Annotated in this window: 7 protein-coding genes and 1 tRNA gene; 5 read left to right on the top strand and 3 right to left on the bottom strand. The window is 58.0% G+C overall.

Annotated features, from left to right (window positions below; translation table 11 throughout):
• The first annotated feature begins 605 nt into the window (after window positions 1-605).
• Window positions 606-699: transfer RNA gene (locus AAFX91_RS39320), tRNA-Ser, on the top strand.
• Between the two features lie 194 nt (window positions 700-893).
• Here AAFX91_RS39320 and AAFX91_RS39315 read toward each other — a convergent pair.
• From AAFX91_RS39315 to AAFX91_RS39305, 3 genes are read right to left on the bottom strand one after another with little or no spacing between them, the layout of a single operon-like run.
• Window positions 894-1,028 (bottom strand): hypothetical protein, encoded by a 135-nt coding sequence (locus AAFX91_RS39315; RefSeq protein WP_394570084.1) that lies wholly within the window; start codon window positions 1,026-1,028, stop codon window positions 894-896.
• Window positions 1,025-1,237, bottom strand: coding sequence for a hypothetical protein (locus tag AAFX91_RS39310; RefSeq protein WP_394570083.1), 213 nt, complete (start codon window positions 1,235-1,237; stop codon window positions 1,025-1,027). Before AAFX91_RS39310 ends, AAFX91_RS39315 begins: the two co-directional genes overlap by 4 nt.
• Window positions 1,234-1,623, bottom strand: coding sequence for a hypothetical protein (locus tag AAFX91_RS39305; protein ID WP_394570082.1), 390 nt, complete (start codon window positions 1,621-1,623; stop codon window positions 1,234-1,236). The genes AAFX91_RS39310 and AAFX91_RS39305 overlap by 4 nt, the downstream gene beginning before the upstream one ends.
• A 325-nt stretch (window positions 1,624-1,948) precedes the next feature.
• Between AAFX91_RS39305 and AAFX91_RS39300 the strand changes: the two genes are divergently transcribed.
• The 4 genes from AAFX91_RS39300 to AAFX91_RS39285 all read left to right on the top strand — a co-directional run bounded on the left by AAFX91_RS39300 (window position 1,949) and on the right by AAFX91_RS39285 (window position 4,191).
• A complete protein-coding gene (locus AAFX91_RS39300) occupies window positions 1,949-2,122 on the top strand; it encodes a hypothetical protein (protein ID WP_394570081.1) in 174 nt (57 codons plus the stop codon).
• A 667-nt stretch (window positions 2,123-2,789) separates the two neighbouring features.
• Window positions 2,790-3,008: a hypothetical protein gene (locus tag AAFX91_RS39295; protein ID WP_394570080.1), complete on the top strand. Its 219-nt coding sequence runs from the start codon at window positions 2,790-2,792 to the stop codon at window positions 3,006-3,008.
• A 190-nt stretch (window positions 3,009-3,198) separates the two neighbouring features.
• The gene (locus AAFX91_RS39290; RefSeq protein ID WP_394570079.1) at window positions 3,199-3,492 is read left to right on the top strand and encodes a hypothetical protein; all 294 of its coding nucleotides are present in this window, start codon (window positions 3,199-3,201) and stop codon (window positions 3,490-3,492) included.
• A gap of 405 nt (window positions 3,493-3,897) precedes the next feature.
• Complete coding sequence (locus AAFX91_RS39285; RefSeq protein ID WP_394570078.1) at window positions 3,898-4,191, top strand: hypothetical protein; 294 nt, start codon at window positions 3,898-3,900, stop codon at window positions 4,189-4,191.
• Window positions 4,192-4,634 lie beyond the last annotated feature (443 nt).

Raw genomic sequence — 4,634 nt, 5'->3', positions numbered from 1 at the left:
TAGAAAGGGATCAGGAGCGGTCAGTTTCCAACTAACAAACCGGTTCAAGCGGTCCCGCTCCGCGGGTCCATTTCACATTCTTCGCCGGTCCCGACCGCCGCTCCGCCTTGTTTCCACCGATCTCGTTGGCGAGGACACGGTTAGGCTGACATACGTTCCTGCTTAGTCGCCCGACGGACTGCACCGACGCGTCAAGTCCGCTTTGGGGTCGTAAGCCGCCTGATTGCGTTGCTGGTTCGGAGCGCCGTTTGTGAGCACGACGCCGAGACAAGATTGCGGGAACAGGGAACCCAAGGGGCTTTCAAGAGGCCGTTCCGCGTTATTTCTCGACACCGGTAATGTTAAGGTTCAGTTCCGTAAGGCCAGCCGTGACAGCCAGCCCTATCCCCTGGCAAGCCGATCGCGCCATAACTATTTGAAATAACTAGAATTACTGCGAAAGCCTACTTTCAAGATCAGCACTGTCCCGATCGAGGCGCGTGTTAAACGTCAGATGTTATCCACAGCGTAATCAGGCCTTGGGTCGCCAACGCGGGCGCACAGTCCGGTGTCCCCTCAATCTGCCGCTTGCGGCTCGCCCGCGCGTCGTGCATATCGGCGCTACCGGAGACGTGGCCGAGTGGCTGAAGGCGGCGGTTTGCTAAACCGTTATAGGCTTGTAAAGGCCTATCGAGGGTTCGAATCCCTCCGTCTCCGCCATTACCTTAATGTTTTCAATAACTTAGCCGCTATTTCAAACTTAGCGCACAAATCAACGTACAACCAAATATGCCCACGTTGGCGCCGACCCTCAAGGGATTGTGATTGGCGTATGGGCAAAGAAAAAAGCCCGCCGGCGCGAACCGGCGGGCAGGAATGAAAAAAGGTGCGGAGTTCGCATCTTTAACCCTAATTCACGCGATGGTCGCCTCGTCGGCCCTAGCTGGGGTTACCGAAAGCGACAAGAACGTCCCCGGCGCGAAGGTCGGCGTCAAGATGGAGGCGATTGCCACCGCGAAGAGCCCGCCGGCGAGGATGCTCCGTCTCATTGGTTCTCCCCCTTCCGCGGCATCTCCGGGCTGTCACCGCCGGCGGCAATGTCCGAGATGGCGTTGAGGAAGAAGTGATTTTCCCTCAACGCGGAGAGAGGGATGCGGATGGAAAACACCGCGTGGGTTTCGTTGACGGCGATCAGGCCGACGTCGGTTGAGAGTAACCCGTTCGAACATTCGACTTCGTGATGAAAATTCTTCTTCATGCCGCCCTCCAAAGTCTCGGGAGCGCCTCGGCGAGGACCGGCGTTAGGCCGGCGCGCCAGCCATCTGGCCAAGCCAACTCGCTTGTACCGTGGCACATCGCGTGCGCGATCAGCTCGAGCACACCGTCACGGGTCGTCGGCGGGACTTTGAGGAGCGCCCATGCAGCGGCGTCCTCGGCCTCAAAGCACAGGTGCACCTGTCGTTCTGCTTCGATCCATCTGGGGTCGTCAGTCTCTACGATATCCTCGCCCAAAAGATCGATGGTGGACCGTCGCTTGCCGGCCGGTATCTCTCGCTCCAGGGCTTCGCGGTGGCCCAGTGCCGATGCGTGCTCGGCGAATGCGGCCTTGTGGTTCGCGATGGCCTGCAGGATCGGATCTCTCATTGTCCGCCCTCCAGCCATTCTGATGGGATTACACCGGCCCTACGCATCTCGCGATATTCTTCGAGCAAGCGGTCGGCCCGCTGCTGTGAGCTCTCGTGGTCGCAAAGGACGTCGATTGACGTCACCCTCGCCAGCGCCACGAATGCTGCTCGTCGTCGTCGTCTTATGCTATTGGAATCACTAGCCGTCATGGAAACCTCCATTTCCGTTGCGGTTAGCAGCTCACGAACGTTGACGCGTTTGTGGGCTGCGCTGTCTTTATGGACAACTGGCACATGTTGTGCTAGTTCACGGCACATGTCAACCAACTTGTGCCGGAGGCCCAATGACCGTAGAAATCGACCCTATGAGCGAGAAAAAAGACCAGAGAATTCCCGTCATGATGTCGTCTGACGATGTCGACGCGATCGACGCGTGGCGCCGCAAGCAAGATGACCTGCCGAGCCGCTCCGAAGCCATCCGCAGGCTGGTCGAGCTCGGGCTTAAGGCTAAGAAGTAACGCGCCCGAAAAATTCGTTCCCCGATGACAAGCAGGCAAGAGCCCGTTCCCAGAGCGGCTCCAAGCGACGAGATCGATACGATTGCCTACGCAGTTTCGTTCCTTCGGGCGGCAGCGAAGCTGTCCGGCCCGAGGTGGGACGACAATCATCCTCTCGTCGTACCATTCTATATGCTTATCGCATTCAGCATCGAGAATGGTCTCAAAGCCATCCTCGAACAGCGGAAGACGCCGCCTTCACTGAAATGGACACACTCGCATGACCTGACGCACCTTAGGCAATTGTGCGCGGAGCGAATGATCTTTCTCGACCCCGTCCAGATTGAATTCGTCGATCGACTTTCGCCGATGCATAAAGAGCACCATTTTCGATATCCTCAAAAAGCAGCGACGACTGAACTAGACCAACCTTCAGTCGCAATAAGGATCACGGACCGAATTCTTCGATGCGCCTTCCATGCTATAGGCGGCCCATCCCGAATAGATTAGAGACCTCTCCATTCCAACCGCCAGGATGGCCTTGCGCTGCCGCGCCGGGGGCCGCGTGCAGCGGGCGCACCGCGCGCCATAGGGTGGCCCTCGAGGGAAAGGCACAAGATGCAGCGGCTTCACTTCCGGCCAGATCGGCGGAATCATGGGCGGTATGCCCTGGACGATCCCAAACCTAATGCTCCACGATAAGCCGCTGCCGCTGGCCGAACAGCGTGGTCTCGGGTTTGCCTCCATTTTTGTCTATTGTGCCAACCCTGGATGCCATCACAACGCCACGCTCGATGTCAGCCACCTGCCGGATGACGTGACCTTCAACGATCTCCAGCCGCGGATGGTGTGCACGGTCTGCGACCACCGCGGCGCCGACGTCCGCACCGCCTGGCACGCGCGATGAAATGCGCAGTTTGCGATGACACTGGATGGGTCTGCGAGGCGCATCCCGACAAGCCCTGGAGCGGCGAGCACGCCTGCGGTTGCGGTGGGGCCGGTGCGCTGTGCCCGAGGTGCAACGCGAGCGACCAGGACGAAGCGCCGCGGCTGCCGAAAGGATTCAGGACCGACTTCGACAAAAAGGGTTGGCGCCATTGAGCGGATGGCGACGCGCCTTTGACGACACGATTGTCCTGCCGGACGGCCGCAAGCTCGTCACCCTGCGCGATGCCGCGACCTATATCACCGAGCTTCCGCAGGCTGAGCATGACGCGCCAGAATGGCAGGCCGCGATAGAGGCCTTGATGCTAGTGATCGAGCTCGGCGGCCCGACCATGTTCGCGCGCATCGGCGTCATGCGGGCATTGAACCGCGGCCAGGTTCGCCAGTTCAACCCGGCGCGCAAGGATCCGCACTGGGGCAAGCGAAAGCTCAAGAGAGATCAATGAGCCATTTCTCACTGGAAACGTTTCCAGTGATGGGCTGCCTCACTTGTAACTATTACAAATGAGGAGTGAAGTTTGCCGAGCGCCGCCGACCGATTTGGAGAAATTTGGCGCGCCTTCGAGCGAACGCTCGGCATCATAGATACGCTCGGCTGGATACAGCGGGGGCAAACGCTTTCGTCCTCCGGATTATTCGGCTCGCTTTCCCCATTCATTGCTGCTGTGCCAAGCCGCCAATCGGTTTGACAGTGAAACGACGCTCGCCGTTTCTGCATAGTGTGACGGTGATCGCGACAACTACCGTACACGACTGAGCGACAACCTGTTTGAACCTTTTTTCGGCCAAGCCGTCTCATTCTTATAGTACACGCGCAAGTTGAAAGCCGAAGCTTTTAGGAGGATCAAAACATGACAACCGCGAAAACTGGCCCGGAGCGCGTCGCCGAATTGTTAACGGACGCCAAAATAACTTCGGCGGAGCGTGAAAAAATCATGGAAAGCCTGTTTTTCAAGGATGGCGTTCTCAAGAGTTTTTACGCGGAGCCGCTTATTAATTCGATGACGGTGAAAGAATTCGACGAGTTTCTTAAGAAGGCAGGCTCTGACTTGAGAATACTACGAGGAGAATGGCACAATTGGATCTGGGATCGCAATCAACAGAGATGCGTCGAGTACAGTGGGGGCGTGTGCTATTGGCCGTGACTGCCTCATTGCGGCCCGCGTGCTGGTCTCCCAACGTGACGCCGCCGCCTGGTTCGAAGAGAACGACCCGTTAGGCGTGGCGTTCGAGTATGAAGTCTTGGAATAGCCATGAGGTGCCCCTTGCTCTCGCTCTCCGGTTGCGGTTCAATCCAGATCGGCCGGGGAAAAACCTAAATGCGAAATAATGCTATTGGCTGCATGGCTCGCAAGCCCGCCCATTGTCGCGCCCCGCGATAAACCTTGGAGTGGGCCTTGGAGACACCGATCAGCCTATACCTTGAGCTTGAGCCACAGGCCACGGCGGACCTGGAGGCGGTCGCAAGGGCGACGTTGTCCTTCGCAGCAGCCGTCAAAGAGCTCGCCTATGTCCTAGCATTACAGTTGTAATTGACTGAGGATTCTGAATCCATGGGCAACCATGATTCGAAGATCGTGGACGCAGG

Origin of the sequence: Bradyrhizobium sp. 31Argb, from assembly GCF_043638955.1 — a bacterium.
Lineage (GTDB): Bacteria > Pseudomonadota > Alphaproteobacteria > Rhizobiales > Xanthobacteraceae > Bradyrhizobium.
This window is presented reverse-complemented; position numbering and strand designations above follow the sequence as displayed.

Bases quoted from the DNA above. Each gene is read 5' to 3' on its own strand.
- AAFX91_RS39315 (WP_394570084.1), bottom strand. From the start codon at position 1,028: ATGAGACGGAGCATCCTCGCCGGCGGGCTCTTCGCGGTGGCAATCGCC.
- AAFX91_RS39310 (WP_394570083.1), bottom strand. From the start codon at position 1,237: ATGAAGAAGAATTTTCATCACGAAGTCGAATGTTCGAACGGGTTACTC.
- AAFX91_RS39305 (WP_394570082.1), bottom strand. From the start codon at position 1,623: ATGAGAGATCCGATCCTGCAGGCCATCGCGAACCACAAGGCCGCATTC.
- AAFX91_RS39300 (WP_394570081.1), top strand. From the start codon at position 1,949: ATGACCGTAGAAATCGACCCTATGAGCGAGAAAAAAGACCAGAGAATT.
- AAFX91_RS39295 (WP_394570080.1), top strand. From the start codon at position 2,790: ATGCTCCACGATAAGCCGCTGCCGCTGGCCGAACAGCGTGGTCTCGGG.
- AAFX91_RS39285 (WP_394570078.1), top strand. From the start codon at position 3,898: ATGACAACCGCGAAAACTGGCCCGGAGCGCGTCGCCGAATTGTTAACG.